Raw genomic sequence first — 20,305 nt, 5'->3', positions numbered from 1 at the left:
AAACCCAATGTTCAGACGGCTTTTTACTCCCAAAATGATTAATTGATCATTACCATTTTCCAGTTATCCCAATGCGTATTGTCCTACCCGGTGCGGGCAGATAGGAGCGGCTCATCGGGTCGAGGTAGTAGCGGTTGGTCAGATTGCTGCCCACCAGTTCGGCAGTCAGGTTTTTGCCGATTTTATAGCGCAGGTAGGCATCCCATACCGCAACAGGCTGCCAGCGCATATCGTTATATTGGGGTTTATGATTAGTTCCCATATATTGATTGAATACGTTGTAGTGGGGCTGCCACGCATCATTGCGGTTTTCATAGACGCGGCTGTGGTAATGAAGGCGCACGCCTGTTTCCAGTCTGTTGGCAAGAAAGCGGCTGCCCAATTCGGCATCAATCGACCAACGAGGTTGAAGCGCGCTTGCCAGATAGCCCGAATCGCTCAAACCTCCGTGATTGCAGACAGGGCGGCTCATGGTTTTGCCAGTTTGAGCAAAATATGTTGCATCGACATCTCCCGCAGTCACAGTCGACCATTGGAAGGTTTCGTCGCACATTTTGTTTTTCAGGCTGCGGAATACGTTCAGGCTGCCGAAGACGCGTCCGGTATCGAAGCGGGTGGACAGCTCGACACCACTGCGGATTTGTCTGTCGAATTGTTCGAATTCGAGATTGTCATCCCTGTCGATAACGTTTTCGGTCTTGTTATGGAAGTAGTTAATGCGGAAATCCACTTTTTTCATTTTCGGTAACAGCCCCGTCAAATCATGAATGTAGCCGACTTCCCAGTTTTTGGCGTGTTCAGGCCGCCAGCCATAGCCCATGCGGTTGAATGAGCCGGCGGCGGTAGAAAAGCCGTAAGTCCCTTCAAAAATGCTGGGGTAGCGCAGGGTTTCGGTATAGCGCAAATAGGCGCGGCTGTAATCAGTAAAATTGACAGTGGCAGAAAATGCGGGTACCCAACCGCTGCCTTTCTGCTTCATTGCCCTCTGTCTTTCGGCTTCGGTCATTGGCGTTGTGTAAACACTTGCACTGGCTGCATAGTATTTAGGTACAAATTGCGGACTGTCTGGAATAGACGGGTCATATACAGGATTAGGGACTTTGGTGTGCAAATCAGGAATGCTGCCATTGGTAAGGGGATGATCCTGCATATTCAGACGGCCTTTATCGTCTTTCAACCAATAGAAATCCACCTTTTCATTAGGATTGCCCCATGTTTCGCGATCAACTGTCAAAGTCGGAATAAATTGTGAATTGACTTGAAACGAAGTCAGGCTAATTTGTGCATGTTTTTTTCTTTGTTCTGCGTATTCATCTGTCGCATATAAAACTCCATAATCAAGACTGCCATTCGCCAAAGCATCGTCAATTGCCTTGTAATCCGCGTATTCTTGCGGAGTCGCCACCCTGCCGATCGAGTATTTTATCCCCCTGTTCATTTCTAACGGATCGCCGGTCTTATTCGTACCGCTTTCCAAACGTCTGCTTTTATCCTGAAGTTGGAAATTGGTATATCGCCCACCTGCCGTCAAAGTCAGCCAGCGGAAGGGTTCGTAGCGGAAATTAAAGCCCAGATTGTATTCTCGCCGCTTGCCGTTGCGCGGTACGCCGTATTGGTTCAATTCATAATTTGCCCTGATGGTGCTGTTTTCAAGTTCTTCCCGATATTTGTCGTATCCTCCCCGCTCCAGCTCGTCTGAAAAATCATTGCGCGATGTCAGTTTTTCGTTTTGAAAATCGCCCATCAAGGTCAGCGACAGTTTGTCGCTCAATTTCATACGGTTGGAGAATTGAAAGCCTGTCCGGTTGTTACGGGCGTAATAGGCGTTGCCTTCAATGGTGTTGAAGCGTCCGTTGGTATTGGGCGTTTCGGGTTTGGGCGGTTTGGGAGCTTCTATTCCTGCATCCAGCAATTCCTGCCGCTCTGCGGGGGTGTATTTCTGCCATCTGTCGTATTCATCCCATGCTATTTGAAATTTGTTGTCCTCATAAACGGTATCGCCGGGCGAGCCGCCTGCGGTATTGGTTTTGGAATTGGTGCGCGTTGTCCAAAGCGTGGCATCGAAATCTATCCAACGGCTGCCCTCGGGCTTCCACGAATAGTCGATATTGTAGGAACGCTGTTTTACCCATGCCTGCGGCCATTCGGCAATTTTGTTGAGGACGGACGCATCCCAACTGATGGGGCCGATAATGCGCGAAGGCATGATTTCGCCGAACGTGGAATCGGTATGGCGCAGACCGAATTTGAGCGTTTGGCGGTTCGGCAGACGGAAGGTGGTTTTACCTACCCATGATTTGGTTTCGAGTGAGGTATTGCTGACTTCTCCGCCCGGATGGTAGAAAAGTCCGATTTTTGAAATATTGGGTGCGCCCAGCATGTTTTCACTGCCGTAAAATTTCTCGCCCTTGGCAGCGGCTTCTTCTTGACGACGTTTTAATTCGTCTAAAGTTTCTTGTGTCCAAGGACCGATATAGCCGTAGCGTTCCGCGCCTTTTTTGCCGGAGAAATAATTGCCTTTACTGCGGTAGGCGTAGGCGAGCATGGCATCGAAATTGTCCTGCTTGGTGGCAGCGGCAATGCGGTAGGCTTTATCCTCCCCAAATTTATTGCGTCCGTTGAAACGCTGGTCGATTCGGTCGGTATCGTCAAAAAACGAACGCCAAATACCGCCCGTTGCTACTGCGGGAACAGGCAAGGTTCGATAATCGACCGAATGTTCATAAGCATTCTCACGCCGCTTGATGGAATTGTTGGCAGCTTCCGCCTTCACTTCAAAACCGTATTGCTGCCCTTCGGGGACAATATCGTCAGCATCGATGGTTTTCAGGGCGACGGAGCCGCCTATGCCGCTTTTCATATCACGGCTGAACGAGGGGCCTTTTTCGATGGAAATGCTGCTGATGATGTTGGGGTCGACGTAGTTGCGGTTATTTGCGCCCGCGTAGCCGCGCCAGACGGTAATCGCCTGCTCCGTGCCGTCAATGGTAACGGGAATCCGTCCCTGTCCCTGTACGCCGCGTATATTGGGATCCAACGCGCCGCTGTTGCGCGCGTCGCCGCTGTACACGCCGGACATACCGCTTAAAAGGTCGGATACGGTGTTGCCCTTGAAGGTTTCGACTTCGTTTTTGCCTTTGTAAAGATTGACGATTTCGCGGGTATAAACCCGGTTTTTACCGATTTCATCCTTATTTCGAGTTCCTTTGACAGTGATGGTATCGAGAATAACTGTCGAATTATCTGCAGCATAAACGGCAGGGACTAAACCAATGGTGGCGATGCAGGCGGAGAGGGTGGTGACTTTGATCGGTTGCATAGAATGTATCCATATAACTTGATTGGTAAGGCCGTCTGAATGAGATAGACCAAATAGATGCGATTACACTCTGACTAAAATAATACAAATAAGTTTGATTATTATTTATAATTTTGTGAAATTCTAAATAATTTTTAATAATATGGAAATGTTTTTTGAGTTTGAGGTAAATAGAAGGGTGAGGGATAAGAGGAACAAATAAAAACTTGTTTGAATATTTCAGACAGGCTTGGATTCGGATTTCAAAAGCAACATCCGGATCCCAGTGGTTGGAACAGATTCAAGAATAAAACACTTAGAGCTTTGTCAGCTAAATGTTTTTTCGGCGATACGCTTTTCTGATTTTTGCCGACGAAGGTGTCGGCTTCTCAATTGCTGATGTGAGATTTTTGGTCAAAGACGGCGGATGGGTTTTCTACGCTGACAAGGTCGGGTACTTTGCCCCTGGTTCATGAATTACTGATTTAGCTGCGTCATACTGTATTTTGCGATTAGAAATGGTTGTTAGTTGTTATTGGTATCTTGCAGTTTCTAAACTTGCAAAAACCGCCTATTTGTTTTATAAATGCAAACCATTTTTATTCAAATAATAAGGTTGTGTAATGAAAAAGAAAGCGATTGCCTGTGTAATAGGGGCGGTTTTTTCCGGACAGTTATATGCGGCTCAGATGCCGGTGGCTCAGGCAGAAATAGAGCCTGTGGTGGTCACGGCTGACCGCAATGCGCAAACCTTGGATAAAGCCGCGCCGAATGTGTCGGTTATAGGACGTAAAACCTTGAATCAAGCCTCGGCGCAGAATTTGGACGATATCGTGATGTATGAATCCGGCGTCAGCGTACCGTCAGACAATAACCGCCGCGGTCATGCGGGTATCAATATCCGAGGCATAGACGGCAACCGCATTCTGATGATGGTGGACGGCGTGCGCATTCCCGAATCTTATGCAGGCGGCGGCTCCAACGGCGCGATTTCGGGACGTGATATGGTCGAAAGCGACACGCTCAAGCAGGTCGATATTGTAAAAGGTCCTTATTCCGCGCTGTATGGCAGCGACGCGCTCGGCGGCGTGGTGAATATGGTGACGCTCTCTCCGAGTGATTTCGTCGATGAAGGCAAACGCGGTTATTTTGGTTTGAAACACGGTTACCGCAGCCGTGACCGCAGCCATGGCGTAACGGCGACTGTGGCAGGTTTCCATGAAAACGCCGAAGGTCTGCTGATGCTGACGCGCCGTCAAGGTCATGAAACCGAAAACATGGGCAGCGATACCAGCTACTCGGCTGCGCGTACTGCCACCAACCCTCAGAAAAACAATGCCTACAATATCTTGGCGAAAGGCAATATCGGCAACGAACGCCACCGCTTGGAAACTTTGTACGAACAGTATTACCACGCCAACGATACCGTATTGGCAAACGGCTTGGGTTCGCAATCGCGCGGGCCGGTAACCATCACAACATCTGAGAGCAATGCTCGCGACCGTATCCGCCGTCAACGTATCGAAGCAGGCTACCGCTACACTGGCGAAGGCCGTCTGAAAGAAGCCAACCTGACTGCCTATCAGCAAAAACTGCGTACGGAAGACGATGCCGTCGATGCGAGCATTACGCGTATGGGCGCGCGCCAATTAGGTAACTCGACCCGTTATTCCGACTACGGTTTCAATCAGACCATACGCGGGCTGAACGGACGTAGCGTGTGGGAGTTTGACGGCGCGGTCAAACAAACCGTCGTTGCCGGTGCCGAATACAAACACACCGAGACCGCCCGTCCGCGCGACAGTCTGACAGTGGACAATCTGACCGGCGCCGTCAGCAAAGTTTATGCAGGCAGCACCTATCCGAATAAAACCTTCCCCGACAGCAAGCGCAAAACGTTCAGTGTTTACGCACAAGACAGCCTGACCTTCGGCAACGGCATCGTTCTAACTCCGGCCTTGCGTTACGAAAAAGACAAGCTGAACACGTCGACCGACCAAGCCTATCTCAATGCCAATCCCAGCGGAACGGCGACGCGCTTCAGTGATTCCGCGTTTACGCCCAGCCTGCGCCTGAGTGTGCCGATGGGTGAGCAGTTCACCGGTTTTGCCACTTATTCCCAAGGCTTCCGCACGCCGCCGTTTGACAGCGCAACCATGGCGTTTGCCAATACGACCTACGGCTATGCGGTCATTCCCAATGCCAACCTCAAATCCGAACGCTCCAACAGCTTTGAATTGGGGATGAAGTTCAAAAACGAACGCGCCCGTGCGCAAGTCACCGCGTTCTACAACCGTTACCGCAACTTCATCAACCGCACTGAAATCGGTACCTCTACCGTTGGCAGACGCCCGATTATCCAGTACCAATATCAAAACCTTGATCACGTCAAAACCTACGGTGCTGAAGCTTCTGCCGCCTACAAATTCCTGCCGGGCTGGCAAGTCTCCGGCAGCATCGCTTGGATGCGCGGTGAGCAGCAGGACGGCAAACCGTTGGATTCCGCTTATCCGCTCAACGGCGTTTTGGGTTTGGATTACACTCAGGAAAAATGGGGTGTCGGCACCAAGCTGCGCTGGTCGAAAAAACACAGCCGCGTCAGCAGCGATACTGTTTTCCAAGCGCCGGGTTATGGCGTATGGGATGTCGGCGCATGGTACAAACCGTTTAAAAACCTCGAAATCGGCGCAAACATTTACAACGTCGGCAACAAAAAATACTGGCAGCACGCCGACGTTGCCGGCATGAGCCGTACCAGTGTGATGGACTTGTACACCGAAACCGGCCGTAATTTTGCCGCAACCGTACAACTGAAGTTCTAATGTGATTCAACCGTTTTCAGACGGCCTGAGAAAACGAGCAGGCCGTCTGAAAGCATACGATAAGGAAAATCAATGAAACTCAAACTCCTCCTGCTTTCCGTGTTTATTTCGTTGGCCGGCACTGCACACGCGCAACGCATCGTCGTGTTAACCCCCGATACGGCAGACATCGTTGCCGCGCTCGGCGCATTGGACGAAATCGTCGGCCGCGATCAGACCGTTCAAAATCCGGCGTTGAAAAACAAGCCCAGTATCGGCATTCATCGCCGCCTGACGGTTGAACCGATTGTGGCCGCCAAACCCGACATCGCCATCGGTTCATGGATGGCGCAGCCTGCCGATATTTTTGCCCACCTGCAAAAAGCAGGCATTAAAGCCGTCAATGTTGCGCCCGACGACAGCATCGCCGCCTATCCTCAAAGTATCCGCAACATCGGTCAGCTTATCGGCAAAAGCGCGCAAGCGGACAAATTGGCCAGTAAGTGGCAGGCGGATATGAAACAGCAGCCTTCCAGCGGCAAACGCTACCTCTTCAGCTACGACGGGCGCATCGTATCGGGCAAGAATACTGCCGCCGACGAAATCATCCGCCGCGCCGGCGGTATCAATGCCGCAGCCGCCATTGACGGCCTCAAACCGATGACGCGTGAGGCATGGATTGCGGCCAAACCCGACATCATCATTATTGCCGACCACAACACCGCCATGATAGGCAACGTCAAAACCTTTGCCGCACGCCCCGAAATCGCCGGCTCGCCTGCCGCGAAAAACGGCAAGATTTATTTGTGGAAGGCCAACGATATGTTCCGTTACGGACTGGATACGCCGCAAGTGATTCAGCGTTTGCATGGTTTGGCGAAATAAACGCGCCTGTTTTGAAAACCCTGCCCGATTTTTGTTTTCAGACGGCCTTGATTTGTTCCTTCTTGTTGAGTAGGAAGCAAAACGGTTGTCTTAAAAATGCCGTCTGAAACTGTCCCTCAATCCGCTTGAACCGCATGATGTCATGAAACCGCATACCCTTACCCTCTGCCTGCTGCTTACTGCCGCAGCCGTTTATTTGTGCTGCGGCATCGGCTTTGGTGCGTGGGAGTCGCCGCTGGCGATGGATGAAACCGTCCGTCAAATCCGTTTACCGCGCATCTATACCGCGCTTTTGGTCGGAGCCGGTTTGTCCGCTTCGGGGGCGGCATTGCAGGCTTTATTTGAAAACCCGCTGGCCGATCCGAGTTTGATTGGGACATCGGGTGGGGCGGCCTTGGGCGTGATTGTGTTATTGGCTTTGGGCGGCGGCGCGATGGGTGTGCCGGCGGCGGCTTTTCTCGGTGCATTGGGTGTGTGCCTACTGATTTTGGCAGTGCACAAGCTGCTCGGCGGCGGTACTTTGGGATTGCTGGTGTTGGGTTTTGTGTTGAGCGCGTTTTCGGGCGCGGTGGTCAGCATGATTTTGTTTTTATCTGACGATTTGGTATTGCGCAGCGCAACCACATGGCTGTCGGGCAGCCTTGCCGAAGCCGGTTTCTCATCGCCTGTCACGGCAATCGCGGTCATGTTGCCCGGTTTTCTGATTTTGCTGTCGGCAGGCAGGCGGTTGGACGTTTTGATGACGGGGGAGGACACGGCTGCCAGTATGGGGGTATCAGTTGGGGCTTTGCGTGTACAAACCGTAATCGGCGCGGCATTGATGACAGGGGCGGCGGTATCGCTTTCGGGCATCATCGGTTTTCTCGGCATGATGATCCCCAATGTGCTGGCGCAAACCGTCGGTGGCAGCCGCCGCAAACTGATTGCGCTGTCGGCTTGGTTGGGCGCAGTGTTTTTGATGGTGGTGGACGGAGCGGCGCGCTGGCTGACATACCCTGTCGATCTGCCGGTCGGTATCGTGATTGCCTTATTGGGCGGACCGTTTTTTATGTATTTGTTTATCAAGCCTTTGAAAAGCCGTTGATGCTTAAACAGGCCGTCTGAAACTTTATTGCCCCATATCTTTTGCCATGCACACCTTATTTCAAATCCGTAATCTTTCCGTCCGCGTCCAAGACAAAACCCTGCTTGAAATTGATCAACTGGATATACCTTCGGGCATGACCGTCATTATCGGTCCAAATGGTGCGGGCAAATCCACTTTGTTGCGTGCCTTAATCGGGCAAACAGGGCAGGGGGGAATCACGCTTTTTGGTGAGGCCGTTGCGCCGCAAATCCGCGCGGGCAGGGTGGCATGGGTCGGGCAGCATGGCCGTTACAACATGCCGATGACCGTACGCGAATACATTGCGTTGGCGTTATTCGTACAAAAAGGCCGTCTGAACCATGAATGGGCGGACGAGTTGCTCGATTATTTTGATTTGACAGCATTGGCGGATAAGCGTATCGGCAAGCTCTCAGGCGGCGAACAACAACGTGCCAACATCATCCGCGCCCTGTTGCAAAACGCGCCGGTCTTGCTTTTGGACGAACCGTGCAACCATCTCGATATCCGCCATCAACACCGCCTGATGCAGTATTTGGTCGGGCATTCAAACCGTGCCTCATCAATGATGGTATTGCACGATTTAAACCTCGCCGCGCGTTATGCGGAACATATTATTTTGATGAATAAGGGAAAAGTCGTTGCATCAGGCAAGGTGGGCGAAGTGATGCGCCCTGATTTGCTTGAATCGGTTTACGGTTGGCAGATACGCCGTTGCGAAGATGAGGCAGGGTTTTATTTCAGAAGCTGAGCGCCAACAGACCGTCTGAAAAACGATAAAGAAAATTTATTTTATCGTTCAAAAATAAAACGAGATGGGAGGATGTTCCCAACTTGAAGAACCAAATTTTGCGCATTTCACAAGTAAAATGCCGATTTCCATCAAATAGAAATACATTTTATTATTTATAGAATACAATATTTTAAAATAATACTGATTTTTAATTACATAAAAATATTGACAAGAAAATGATGATAGTTATTTAATATATAAATCTTATTAATAATTTTTATTAATCATTATCATGGTACAGCAGCTTGTTTGGACTCCGAAACAATCCGCGCCCAAGGCATTTCCCGAACGTCAGGCATTAATGCCCGTTTGGGGCGGCGTTCCAATGCCGCGTCCCCAGTGGCAGAACATTTGGAAGAAAAAGCTTCCCCATGCTACCGATGTGGACGCGCTTGCTTATCTGCATATTCCATTTTGCGCCAATCATTGCGTTTTTTGCGGCTTCTACCGTAATGCGTGGAAGGACAGCCAAAGCAGCGTGTACACCGACAAAATCATCGAAGAAATGGCCGCTGAAGCCGAAGTCCGTACAGGCAAGGGCAAAATCCGAGCCGTTTATTTCGGGGGCGGTACGCCGACCGCGTTGCTTACGGAAGACCTCGTCCGCCTGATTCGTGCCTGCTACCAATATCTGCCGCTTGCCGAAGACTGCGAGTTCACCATCGAAGGGCGCATGAGCCATTTCGATTTGGAAAAAGCACAGGTCTGTCTCGAAGCAGGGGCCAACCGCATTTCCATCGGCGTGCAAACCTTCAATACCGCCATCCGCCGCCGTCTCGGCCGCAAACACAGCGGCGACGAGGCGTTTGAATATTTGGCAAAACTGTGCGAACTCGATGCCGTGATTGTCGCTGATTTGATGTTCGGCCTACCCAATCAAACCGATGAAGTTTGGCAAAACGATATCGCCCGTGCCACCGAGCTGCCGCTGTCCGGTTTGGATACGTACGCGTTCAACCTTTATCCCATGCTGCCCATCAACCGCATGATTGAAAAAGGCGCATTTCCGACACCGCCGGGTTTTGACATTCAGGCAGACCAATATGCCTACACGGTTGAAACATTGTTGGAAAAAGGCTGGGAACAGGTCAGCAACAGCCACTTCGCCTATCCCGGCCGCGGCGAGCGCAACCGCTACAATACCCTGATCAAATCCGACATTCCCTGTTTGGCGTTCGGCTCCGGCGCAGGCGGTAACTTCGGCGGTTTCAGCTATCAGGTGCAGGGTGATTTGGAGAACTATCTCGCCACGCCGAAAGGTGAGAAAAATATCGCATTTATGAGCGGTCATAGTCCAAATAAAGCACTTCTCAGCAAAGTCCAGCACGATATTGAAACAGGCCGTCTGAATCCATTATTGTTTGACGGCAACAAAGCAGCGCAAAAGCTGATTGCCCAATGGCAGGAAATGCAGCTTTTTAAAGAACCCGATTCAGACAGCATTATCCGTTTGAATACCAGCGGCCGTTATTGGTCGCCCACCCTTATCCGCAAACTCATGCTCACTCTTCCGACTCAAGAAAAGGATCAAACCATGCAAAAACTTTCAGCCGAACAACAAACCATGTTGCGCCAATCATTAGAAAAAAATCCTGGCCAAGTGCTGGAAATGCTGGCCGCGCAAAACCAATGCAGTTTTGAAGACGTTATCCGCTGCCTGCCTGAAGAGAACGTGCGCCAAACCGAAGGCAGCCGCATTGTCGAAATCCTCCAAGCCATCGCAGCATGGGATGAATCCGTTACCTTCATCGCCCACACCCCCGATGCCATCGTCGAAGTCAGCGGCAAACTGCCAAACGGCAAAGTCGGCCGCGGTTTCTACAACTTTGACCATCCTGAAACTGACGGCGGCGTACACGGCCACATCTACTATGAAAACTGCGCCTCCATCTACCTTTTGGAACGCCCGTTCATGGGTAAAGCCACTTGCTCGCTCAACTTTATCAACCGCAACGGTGGCGCCATGTTTAAAATTTTTGTCGGCCGCGATGAAGCAGGCGAGTTGAAACAACACCAAATCGAAGCCATGCGCAAACTGTTTAATGCCGCTTAAACGGTTTCAGACGGCCTGAAAATCCGTTCCTTGCCGCATAGAGGAGCGGATTTTCTAACAATAAACATCTACCATACAAAGGAGCCCCAAACATGCAACTCATCTTCGGAGCCAACGGCCCGTCCGGCCGCGCCTATATCCGCACATTGACTGACTCAGCCGATACCGTCGCCGTATTAAGAAAGCCGTCTGAAGACAGTTTTTTTGTCGAACACAATATTCAAACCGTTGTCGCCGATGCGCTTGATGCCGACGCGCTCGATAAAGCGTTGGCACAATACCATCCTGATACCGTGATCAGTTTTGTCGGCGGCAAAAACGAAGAGGGTATCCGCAGCGATGCGCTGGGCAATATCAACATTATTGCCGCCACGAAAGCCGCCAATCCGCAAGCCCGCTTTGTACTGATTACCAGCATGGGCTGCGGTGAACAATGGGACATGATGAGCGAGCCGTTCAAACAGGCACTAGGTGAAGCCGTCCGTGCCAAAACAGAAGCCGAAATCTATCTCAAACAAAGCGGTTTGATTTGGACCATCCTGCGCCCCTGCGGCCTTGCCGATGGCGAAGATAATGCCTATACCTTGACACAAAATGCCCAAGAAATTCCGCAAAAATACATGACGCGCAACGGCTTGGCCGCTGCCGTTGCTACCATTGTCGGCCAAGCGGACAGCAAGGGCGAAACGTATAGCGTTGGTGCGGTATAACCGGATTGAATAGATTGTCCACTTTCCATTGTTAAAGTTGGAGTAGGTAATTGATTAGCAGCCGATCAAACAATAAAGGATTTGCTGAGAGAAGGCTGGGAGATATAAACAAAGAGGCGCTGTCTGAAAAATTTCAGACGGCCTCTTTGTTTTTGAATTCTGTAAGTGATTGTATTACGTTAGAAACAGGAGTTAGCAGACTAAAATAGTAGAGTTATGAATTTAACATAATATAAATTAATTTCCTTTTCCCTATTCTTCTACAAATTCCGCTGTTTTGTTCCTATATGTCAAATGAGAATTAATGATACTCTAGAGAGTGTGCTCATAGTACTCCAATTTTTAGTATCAAATCAATGGTTTTAAGAGAAATGTGACTGCTTAATTTACCACTTTTTCCCTGAATGGTGGAATAGGGCAGGGAGAAATGTCTCTTTATCCCTTATTTCAACCGTTCAGACGGCCTTTTCCCCATTCATCCCATTCGCTTTACCATCGGCATTATACCCGTTACTATACAGTGTTCATCGTCAGTCGGATATTACCCTTATGACCGCCCACCAATCCTACCATCTTACCTTTGCCCGTTTTTCCCCCTCACTTTCAGTTCGCTCCTTCAGTGCATCCGAAGCGGTCAATACCGCTTACCGTGTTGAAATTACTGCCACCTCTACCGACTCTTCGCTACCTCTGTCTTCCTACCTCAACCAGCGCGCAGCGTTTGAGATTCGTCCGCAAGAAGGCTTACTGTCGGAAGTGGCAGGAGCATTCGGGTCTGCTTCAGACGATCTCCCGGCGAAGCAATGGCAGGGCATTATCACCTCATGCGAGAAGTTGTCGGTTTCCAAGGATGAAACCGTTTACCGCTTTGTTTTAGAGCCGCGCTTCGCGGCTTTAAAACATTTCCAGACTTCCCGGCTGTTCCAATACCAAACCGTCCCCGACATCGTTGCCGCCGTCTTCAAACATCACGGCTTCTCCGGTGTCGACTACCGTTTCCAAAAGAGCCGCAACTACACCGTACGCGAGTATGTCACCCAATATCTCGAAAGCGACTTCGACTTTATCAACCGTCTGTGTGAAGAAGAAGGCATCTGGTATGCCTTCGAACAGCATGAACAACATGGTGACGTAGTCGTCTTCGGCGACAGTCCCGAACACTACTTGCGCAGTCAAGGCTTACCCGTTTCCTACCGCCACCATGCAGGATTGGAGAGTGTCGGTACCGAAGCACTGTTCAACTTAAGCATCCGCCACAACCCCATTGTCGAAGGCATACGCACGGCCGACTACAACTACCGCAGTGCCGATACCGACCTCTTTGCCGAAACCGACAACAAACAGTCCGAAGAATCTGCCGACAATACCGTCTTATTGGGCAAACAGCAACACTGGGGCCTTCATCCCAAAACAACCGACGAAGCCCAAGTTCAGACGACCCTGTTGAACGAAGCCAACCTCTGCCGCCAAACCATCGCCAACGGTAGCGGCAACGTCGTCTCCATGGCACCGATGAAAGTGTTCCAAACCGATACTGCCTTCCCCGAAGCACCCGACGGCTGGCTGGTACTTTCCATGGAACACAGCGGCAGCCGAGATACCGCCTACAGCCATACCTTTACCACCATCCCCGCCCAACTCGCCTACCGTCCCGAACGCATCACCCCGCGTCCGCATATCGACGGTACCTTACCGGCACGGGTAACCGCGGCGGAGAACTGCACCTACGCCTATATCGACGATATGGGCCGCTACCGTGTCAAACTCCCGTTTGACCTGGACGAATGGAGTCCGGGCGGGGAAAGCCGTCCCGTCCGACTGGCCAAACCCTATGCCGGTCCCGAATACGGCATCCACTTCCCCTTACACGAAGGCACCGAAGTGATGCTCTCCTTCGTCCAGGGTAATCCCGACCGTCCGTATATCTCCGGCGTCATGCACGACAGTGCCCATACCGACCATATCCCTGCCGATTGGAACACAAGAAACGTTATCCGTACCTGGGCGAACAACAAACTGAGGATGGAAGACCTGCAGGGACAGGAACACATCAAACTCGCCACCGACTATCAGAAATCCCAACTCAACCTCGGCCACATCGTCGACAGTAGTAGGGAGAAACGCGGAGAGAACGGCGAAGGCTTCGAACTCAGAACCGACGGCTGGGGCGCGGTAAGGGCGGGTAAGGGCATACTCGTCAGTGCACAAAACCAGGATGCCAACGGCAAAGTGCTGGATATGGACGATGCCATCTCCCAACTCGAACAAGCACTCTCCCTGGCCAAAAGCCTGAACAAAGCCGCCCAAACCGCAAACAACCATAACACCGATGAAGAAACCCAAAGAGGCCGTCTGAAAGACGCCCTTAAAGACCTGAAAGAGGCCGGCTTGATCCAAACCGCCCCCGCCGGCATTGCCACCGCAACCCAACAAAGCCAACTTCACACCGCCAATGAAAACATCCACCTGGTCAGCGGGGCAAATACCGACATTACCGCCGGCCAAAGCCTGACCGCCCATGCGGCAGAGAGTTTAAATCTGTTTGCGCAAAGCAGCGGCATCAAGATGCAGGCCAATCAGGGCAAAGTGGAAGTGCAGGCACAGAATGACGAGTTGCAGCTGAATGCACTGAAGGACGCAACGTTAACCAGCAGCGCAGGGAAAATTACTATTGCGGCGAAGGAAGAGATTTTGATTACCTGCAAAGGGGCGTATATCAAGCTGAGCAACGGGGAAGTTGAGATCGGGAGTCCGAAGGTGGTGCGGGTGAGGGCGCCGATGGTGGTCTCGGGACCAAACTCGGCAGGGGTGAATATGAAGGGTATGCCTGCGGTCGGTAGGTTTTCATTGCATTTTATTTTAAAAGATAGCAATGGAAATATTTTACGAAATACCCCATATAAAATTTCAGACGGCAATAGCTTGATTAGAGGAATAACTAATAGAAAAGGTAAAACTCAAACCATTTATTCTGACAGTCCTGATAATCTGGTATGCGAAGAAGATTGGGATTATTTTTTCAAGAAACCAAAATAAGGAAGGAAAATGACAGGTAAAATTTCAGGTTCTGCAAAAGGTACAATGCAGGAGTCCAAGCTTAAACATTCCGTAGATTTTATTTTACAAGTTTATTATTTGGTTATCGGATTTGAAGTAAATGGAGGACAGGAAACTTTTTTCTGTAGAAAGACGACGGTATCAAGAGGCAGAGAGAAATTAGAAGATGAGGAATGCATACATGATATTGATAAAGGGGATTACGGCCATGCATTTTTCTATACTGCTGATAGTGCAGGAAAAGTTATTAGTTTTTTCAGTTTTGGCCCAACTGGTTTTTTCCCTGATAAGGTTTCAGATCCACAAAACCCTAGTAGGAAAGACTATGCGAAAAGCCGTCCAAGTACGGCATCTTATCGGATAACGGAGTTGACTAAGATGTTTCGTTTTATCATCAGTAAGGAGCTAGCAGAAAAAATAGCAGTAGAGGTAGACAGATTTGCTACCAGTAATCATTCTTATGCTGTTTGGAAAAATTCTACTTGTGCCAGCGAAGCACGTTCCGTTTTAGAAAAAGCTGGAGTTAATACACCTCATGGCAGCAGTAAAATCAAATCTCCCTTGGGTTTAATGGGCAAAAGTTCCAGTTTTAATACTTACAATTTTGTGAACCCATATATGTGGTACAAGCAGTTGGAAGAGAAGTATGGAAAACCAATAATTTTTATTGCACCATATCTTAATGTAAGATATCGTTATTTGAATACAGGAATGTATTATAAATATGCAGATAAATATATCTTAGATGATCAATATCACTGGACGCGGAAAAGAGGGGATGATGATCCTTTGTTTTGTTTTCCTTTTGCATCTTCAGGAATAAGAATACATGGAAAATTTTAAAAAAGTCCTTCAGAAATTATTTGTTATTTTCTTATTGATACATGTGCAAGAGGTATTTTCTATGACACAAGCAGAAATCCGCGTGGGAAAAGCTTATTTGGCAGAAATGATTGATATTGCATCTGAAATTATAGAGAAGAAGCAATCTATTGATCCTGATTCATTACAATATAAACGTAGGAATATTAAGGTTCGTACTTATACAAACATGAAAAACGGTTATACAAGCTATACTTTAGAAAAATCAAAAATTCATTTGATTGTACCGAAAGAATTAAAACAGGAAACGAAACTTAATCTCTATTGGGATGAAAGTAAAGGTTCAATAAATATCCGATTTGACAAAGACGAATTGAAAAAATATTTCCACCTGAATCTCAAAAAAAGTGGGGTGAAATCAGAAAAACTGGAAACAGCTTTTGATGAAACTACATTTCATTTTACATTTTATGAATTTTCTATGGATAAATATCCTAACGTAACAGTTGAGTTTCGCATTTATCATTCTCCCAATACTACATTTAGGTTGGACTACCCACCTAGATTTACGCGTATTTTGATTTATAGCAAGCCGTAGGTACGATTAGCCGCCGCAAGCGGCGTAATCGTACGCATGCACTTGATAAAATTTCATGAGCAACATTGTCATCTTTAGCTGACAATTCCACTATTCCAAGCAATAGGCGAGGTTAAAAAACCAACCCTCACAAGGCCGCCTGAAAACCAAATCCGAGGTTTCAGACGACCTTTCTCCTTGTATCTATCCCCATCCGTACTTGAGCGAACAACAAACTCAGAATGGAAGACCGCCAAGGGCAGGAACACATCAAACTTGCCACCGACTATCAAAAAACCCAACTCAACCTCGGCCACATCGTCGACTCAAATCGTGAGAAACGCGGAGAGAACGGCGAGGGTTTCGAACTCAGAACCGACGGTTGGGGTGCGTTACGCGCAAGTAAAGGGATACTTGTCAGTACGGATACACAAAGTGGGGCTAAGGGTGAAGTATTGGAGATGGGTAAGGCAATACGACGCATGCGTAAAGCATTGGACGCAGCCAAATTGTTGGATGCCGCCGCTATGCGTGTAGGAAATAGTGCTACAGAGAGTATTGCTCAAACAAACCATATTAATAGTAGTTTAAAGAAACTAAAAAAATCGGGCATCGTTATTTCGGCTCCCGATGGTTTGGCTACCAGTACCAAGCAAAGTATATTGAATACAGCACAAGGGCATATTCATTGGGTCAGCTTACAAGATAGTAACGTCAGTGCCGGTAAAAACTTTACTGCACACGCACTACAAGGTATCAATCTGTTTGCACAAAATAATTCCCTTAAAATTCATGCCGCTAAAGGTAAGGTTGAAATCCAGGCAAAAAATAACAAGATACAGATTGATGCAAAAAAAGATCTTGAACTGACCAGTAGTACTGCCAAAGTAATGATCGTTGGCAAAGATGAAGTAATGATTAGCGGTGGCGGAGGCAGCTATATCAAATTAAAAAATGGCGAAATTATACTTGCTTCTCCTAAGATCGTTCGCGTCAAAGCACCTGCAATGCCTGTAGGCGGCTCTGATAGTTTTGTCTTTAACGGTTTTGCAAAAACCGATAAAACCTGTATTCCTTGCAAGATTGCCGAATTAATTGGGCGTCCTGTTAATCCTATTTCGGGAATTAAGGTTTTGCCGGATGAAACGGATTTTGCTTTTGATGGGCTGGTACCTTTTGTATGGAGCCGCAGCTATTTCTCCGACCTAAAAGAAAGTTGGCTGGGTAGCGGCTGGCGCACTACATTGAGCGCTAAACTGGAGCGCAAAGACGGGCGTTTTACCTATACCGATAATCAGGGACGTACATTTGATCTGCCAGAACTGGAGGAAGATGAAGGACAGGTTCTGTTTGAAGCAGAACAAATCATCTTCGAACGAATCGATAATGGCAGCTATCAAATTAGCAGTTTGGATGGGGATAGTAGACAGAGATTCTCTCCGTTACATCTGAATGGAACAAACCGTATCGGCAGTGGTGATGGCGACTATGTTCTTACTCGTGTTAGCGACCGTCATGGGAATGGCTACCGTATTGTTTACAAGGAAGATACCGGTTTACCGCATACCGTTATTGACGAATTGGGACGTAAGATATGGTTTGAATTTGACAATCTCAGCCCTTTGACCCAGATTCCTGTTTATCGCCTTACCAGCATGGGTAGCTACAACGATAATCTACCTGAAGGTCGGGAAGTTCTTGTCCGTTACCGTTATGACGACAACGGCGATCTTGTCGCAGTAGAAGATACCGAAGGTTTCGTTCACCGACGTTTCGGCTATCGCCGTCACATGATGATCCGTCACCAAACTGCAGCAGGATTAAATACCTACTATCAATACGACCACTATACCCCTAAAGGCCGGGTATTGCGCAGCCATACCGACAATGGCGAAGAGTGGCATTTTGCCTATGCCGACGGACATACCCAAATTACTGATGCCTTAGGCCGCAGAGAACACTTGTATTATGACCATCATGGAGAAGTCGTTAAAAAAGTCTTTGCAGATGGTAGTAGCGTTTTGACTGAACGTGATGCATTAGGCCGTCCTATTAAAAGTATTGATGAAATGGGGCGTGAAACCCGCTACCGTTATAACGAATGCGGGTTGTTGACCTTTATTGGCGGAGAAGGCGGACAAAATCAGCACATCCGTTATGACCAAGAACGCCGACCGGTAGAGATTACCCTCCCGCATAATCAAAAGACCCTAATTGAGTACAACGAACAAGGGTTACCTGCGACCCAAAGCGATAGCAAAGGCAATGCAACCCATTACCGTTATAACGAAAATGGGCAAATTACCCAAATCACCGATGCTAAAAACAATACCTATACATTTGAGTATGATCAGCACCGCCGCCTGAGCACTCAAACTGACTGCTCCGGTCAGCAAACCCGTTATACCTATAACGGTGAGGGCAAACTCGAAAGTATTACCGATGCAGCCGGCCACACCACGCACTATCATTACCAAAATAGAAAACCACTGCGTACCGACTATCCGGATGGCAGTAGCGAACACTTCAGCTACGATCATGCAGGTCGACTGAATGTTCTTACTGATGCCGAAGGTAACCGCACAACCTACGATTACGACAATGACAGCAAACCAACCGTCCGCTACAACGCGCTGGGTGGTGCATTCCAATACCGTTACGATCCTGCAGGTCGTCTGAAAACCCTCGTCAACGAAAACGGGGACAGCTATACCTTCGAATACGATGAGAGAGACCGTCTGATCCGTGAGATTGGCTTTGACGGCAAAATGACACGTTATACCTATAATCCTGCTAGTGAGCTCATACGCGAAGAAGAATATGCGTCTGAGAACATTGACGTGCGTACTCGCCCGCTACGGACGATCACCTACCACCGTGACCGTATTGGTCGCATTCGTCAGAAAGACAGCCATTTAGAGGGCGGAGAAATCCTGAGCACCCACTACCGCTACGACAAACTTAACCGTCTGATCCAAGCACATAACGCCCATAGTGAACTTCGTTTTAGTTATGAACACAACAGACTGGTTAAAGAACAGCTCATCCACTTGGATAGCCCCATTGCATCCGGTACCAGCCGTTCACAATCCAAAGATGTCGCCGCACAGATTACCGAACACCGTTACGACGTATTGGGCAACCGCATCCAAACCATCCTACCTACAGGTGAAATTTTAAACTGCCTGTATTACGGCAGCGGGCACTTACACCACGTCAACCTAGACGGCACCACCCTTGCCGACATCGAGCGTGATGCTCTGCATCGCCCGGTCGAGCGGAGTATCGGCAAGCTGAATACCCAATTTCAACTTGACCCATTAGGCCGTCTTAAACAACAAATCGCCCAATCGAACGGTCACAACAAAGCAGACCCTGCCGTCCTTATCGGCCGCAGTTACCAATACGACACTATTGGCAACCTCATCCGTACCGATGACCAAACCAACGGTAACAGGGATTACACCTATGACGCACTGGGCAGAATTATCCAAAGCGCGGACGAGCACTACCGCTACGACCCTGCACACAACCTTACCGACGGAAGCAGAATCGGCGGCAACCGCCTTACCCAATACCAAGGCACCAGTTACCGCTACGACCCGTTGGGCAACCTGATCGAGAAACAGCAAAATGACGGCGAAATCCAACATTACCGTTATAATGCCGATAACCAACTGACCGAAGCCGAAATCCATCGCCCCGGACAAAACGCTGTCTTATATCGCTACCGCTACGACCCACTGGGCCGTCGCATAGCCAAAGTCCATCCAGACGGCAACGAAATCCAATACCTATGGGACGGCAGTCGCCTGTTACAGGAGTACCGTAAAGACCGTACCTACACCTATGTTTATACCGAAGACCGAAACTATGAACCCCTTGCCCAAATCACCACCTACAATGGCTCGGATAAGGCAAGAGAAATCCTGTACTATCACAACGATCAAATCGGCATCCCGCGAGAAATGACCGATGAGGAAGGCAATATTGTTTGGAGCGGTGACTATAGCGGTTGGGGCAAACTGACCCGGGAGGAACGTCTGAAATCAGACGTGTACCAACCTATCCGCCTGCAGAACCAGCATTATGATGAAGAGACAGGACTGCATTATAACTTCTTCCGTTACTATGATCCGGAGATTGGGCGGTTTACGTAGCAGGATCCGATTGGGTTAGAAGGTGGAAACAATCTGTATCAATT

The 20,305-nt window shown here is 49.0% G+C and carries 11 protein-coding genes; 10 read left to right on the top strand and 1 reads right to left on the bottom strand.

Annotated features, from left to right (window positions below; translation table 11 throughout):
- Positions 1-49 precede the first annotated feature (49 nt).
- Positions 50-3,319, bottom strand: coding sequence for a TonB-dependent receptor domain-containing protein (locus CYJ98_RS03825; protein ID WP_101756401.1), 3,270 nt, complete (start codon positions 3,317-3,319; stop codon positions 50-52).
- Between the two features lie 602 nt (positions 3,320-3,921).
- Between CYJ98_RS03825 and CYJ98_RS03820 the strand changes: the two genes are divergently transcribed.
- The 10 genes from CYJ98_RS03820 to CYJ98_RS03775 all read left to right on the top strand — a co-directional run bounded on the left by CYJ98_RS03820 (position 3,922) and on the right by CYJ98_RS03775 (position 20,261).
- Positions 3,922-6,120 (top strand): TonB-dependent hemoglobin/transferrin/lactoferrin family receptor, encoded by a 2,199-nt coding sequence (locus CYJ98_RS03820; RefSeq protein WP_101756400.1) that lies wholly within the window; start codon positions 3,922-3,924, stop codon positions 6,118-6,120.
- Positions 6,121-6,192: 72 nt separating this feature from the next.
- Entirely contained in the window at positions 6,193-6,984 is a 792-nt protein-coding gene (locus CYJ98_RS03815) for a heme/hemin ABC transporter substrate-binding protein (RefSeq protein WP_101756399.1), read from the top strand.
- 142 nt (positions 6,985-7,126) lie between these two features.
- Positions 7,127-8,068 (top strand): FecCD family ABC transporter permease, encoded by a 942-nt coding sequence (locus tag CYJ98_RS03810; protein ID WP_049360051.1) that lies wholly within the window; start codon positions 7,127-7,129, stop codon positions 8,066-8,068.
- 46 nt (positions 8,069-8,114) lie between these two features.
- Complete coding sequence (locus tag CYJ98_RS03805) at positions 8,115-8,840, top strand: ABC transporter ATP-binding protein (RefSeq protein WP_101756398.1); 726 nt, start codon at positions 8,115-8,117, stop codon at positions 8,838-8,840.
- 274 nt (positions 8,841-9,114) lie between these two features.
- Entirely contained in the window at positions 9,115-10,935 is a 1,821-nt protein-coding gene (gene hutW, locus CYJ98_RS03800) for a heme anaerobic degradation radical SAM methyltransferase ChuW/HutW (RefSeq protein ID WP_101756397.1), read from the top strand.
- 92 nt (positions 10,936-11,027) lie between these two features.
- Positions 11,028-11,645 carry an NAD(P)H-binding protein gene (locus CYJ98_RS03795; protein ID WP_101756396.1) on the top strand — a complete coding sequence of 206 codons (618 nt, stop codon included), beginning with the start codon at positions 11,028-11,030 and terminating at the stop codon, positions 11,643-11,645.
- A gap of 549 nt (positions 11,646-12,194) precedes the next feature.
- Positions 12,195-14,681 (top strand): type VI secretion system Vgr family protein, encoded by a 2,487-nt coding sequence (locus tag CYJ98_RS03790; protein ID WP_317870045.1) that lies wholly within the window; start codon positions 12,195-12,197, stop codon positions 14,679-14,681.
- 9 nt (positions 14,682-14,690) lie between these two features.
- A complete protein-coding gene (locus tag CYJ98_RS03785; protein WP_101756356.1) occupies positions 14,691-15,545 on the top strand; it encodes a hypothetical protein in 855 nt (284 codons plus the stop codon).
- Positions 15,532-16,122 carry a hypothetical protein gene (locus tag CYJ98_RS03780; RefSeq protein WP_101756355.1) on the top strand — a complete coding sequence of 197 codons (591 nt, stop codon included), beginning with the start codon at positions 15,532-15,534 and terminating at the stop codon, positions 16,120-16,122. Before CYJ98_RS03785 ends, CYJ98_RS03780 begins: the two co-directional genes overlap by 14 nt.
- A 221-nt stretch (positions 16,123-16,343) precedes the next feature.
- Positions 16,344-20,261, top strand: coding sequence for a DUF2345 domain-containing protein (locus CYJ98_RS03775; RefSeq protein ID WP_101756354.1), 3,918 nt, complete (start codon positions 16,344-16,346; stop codon positions 20,259-20,261).
- Positions 20,262-20,305 lie beyond the last annotated feature (44 nt).

The sequence above is a fragment of the Neisseria perflava genome (genome assembly GCF_002863305.2).
Classification (GTDB): Bacteria; Pseudomonadota; Gammaproteobacteria; order Burkholderiales; family Neisseriaceae; genus Neisseria; species Neisseria perflava_A.
This window is presented reverse-complemented; position numbering and strand designations above follow the sequence as displayed.

Coding starts and splice junctions, on each gene's coding strand:
- CYJ98_RS03825 (WP_101756401.1), bottom strand. CDS start 3,319: ATGCAACCGATCAAAGTCACCACCCTCTCCGCCTGCATCGCCACCATT.
- CYJ98_RS03820 (WP_101756400.1), top strand. CDS start 3,922: ATGAAAAAGAAAGCGATTGCCTGTGTAATAGGGGCGGTTTTTTCCGGA.
- CYJ98_RS03815 (WP_101756399.1), top strand. CDS start 6,193: ATGAAACTCAAACTCCTCCTGCTTTCCGTGTTTATTTCGTTGGCCGGC.
- CYJ98_RS03810 (WP_049360051.1), top strand. CDS start 7,127: ATGAAACCGCATACCCTTACCCTCTGCCTGCTGCTTACTGCCGCAGCC.
- CYJ98_RS03805 (WP_101756398.1), top strand. CDS start 8,115: ATGCACACCTTATTTCAAATCCGTAATCTTTCCGTCCGCGTCCAAGAC.
- hutW (WP_101756397.1), top strand. CDS start 9,115: ATGGTACAGCAGCTTGTTTGGACTCCGAAACAATCCGCGCCCAAGGCA.
- CYJ98_RS03795 (WP_101756396.1), top strand. CDS start 11,028: ATGCAACTCATCTTCGGAGCCAACGGCCCGTCCGGCCGCGCCTATATC.
- CYJ98_RS03790 (WP_317870045.1), top strand. CDS start 12,195: ATGACCGCCCACCAATCCTACCATCTTACCTTTGCCCGTTTTTCCCCC.
- CYJ98_RS03785 (WP_101756356.1), top strand. CDS start 14,691: ATGACAGGTAAAATTTCAGGTTCTGCAAAAGGTACAATGCAGGAGTCC.
- CYJ98_RS03780 (WP_101756355.1), top strand. CDS start 15,532: ATGGAAAATTTTAAAAAAGTCCTTCAGAAATTATTTGTTATTTTCTTA.
- CYJ98_RS03775 (WP_101756354.1), top strand. CDS start 16,344: ATGGAAGACCGCCAAGGGCAGGAACACATCAAACTTGCCACCGACTAT.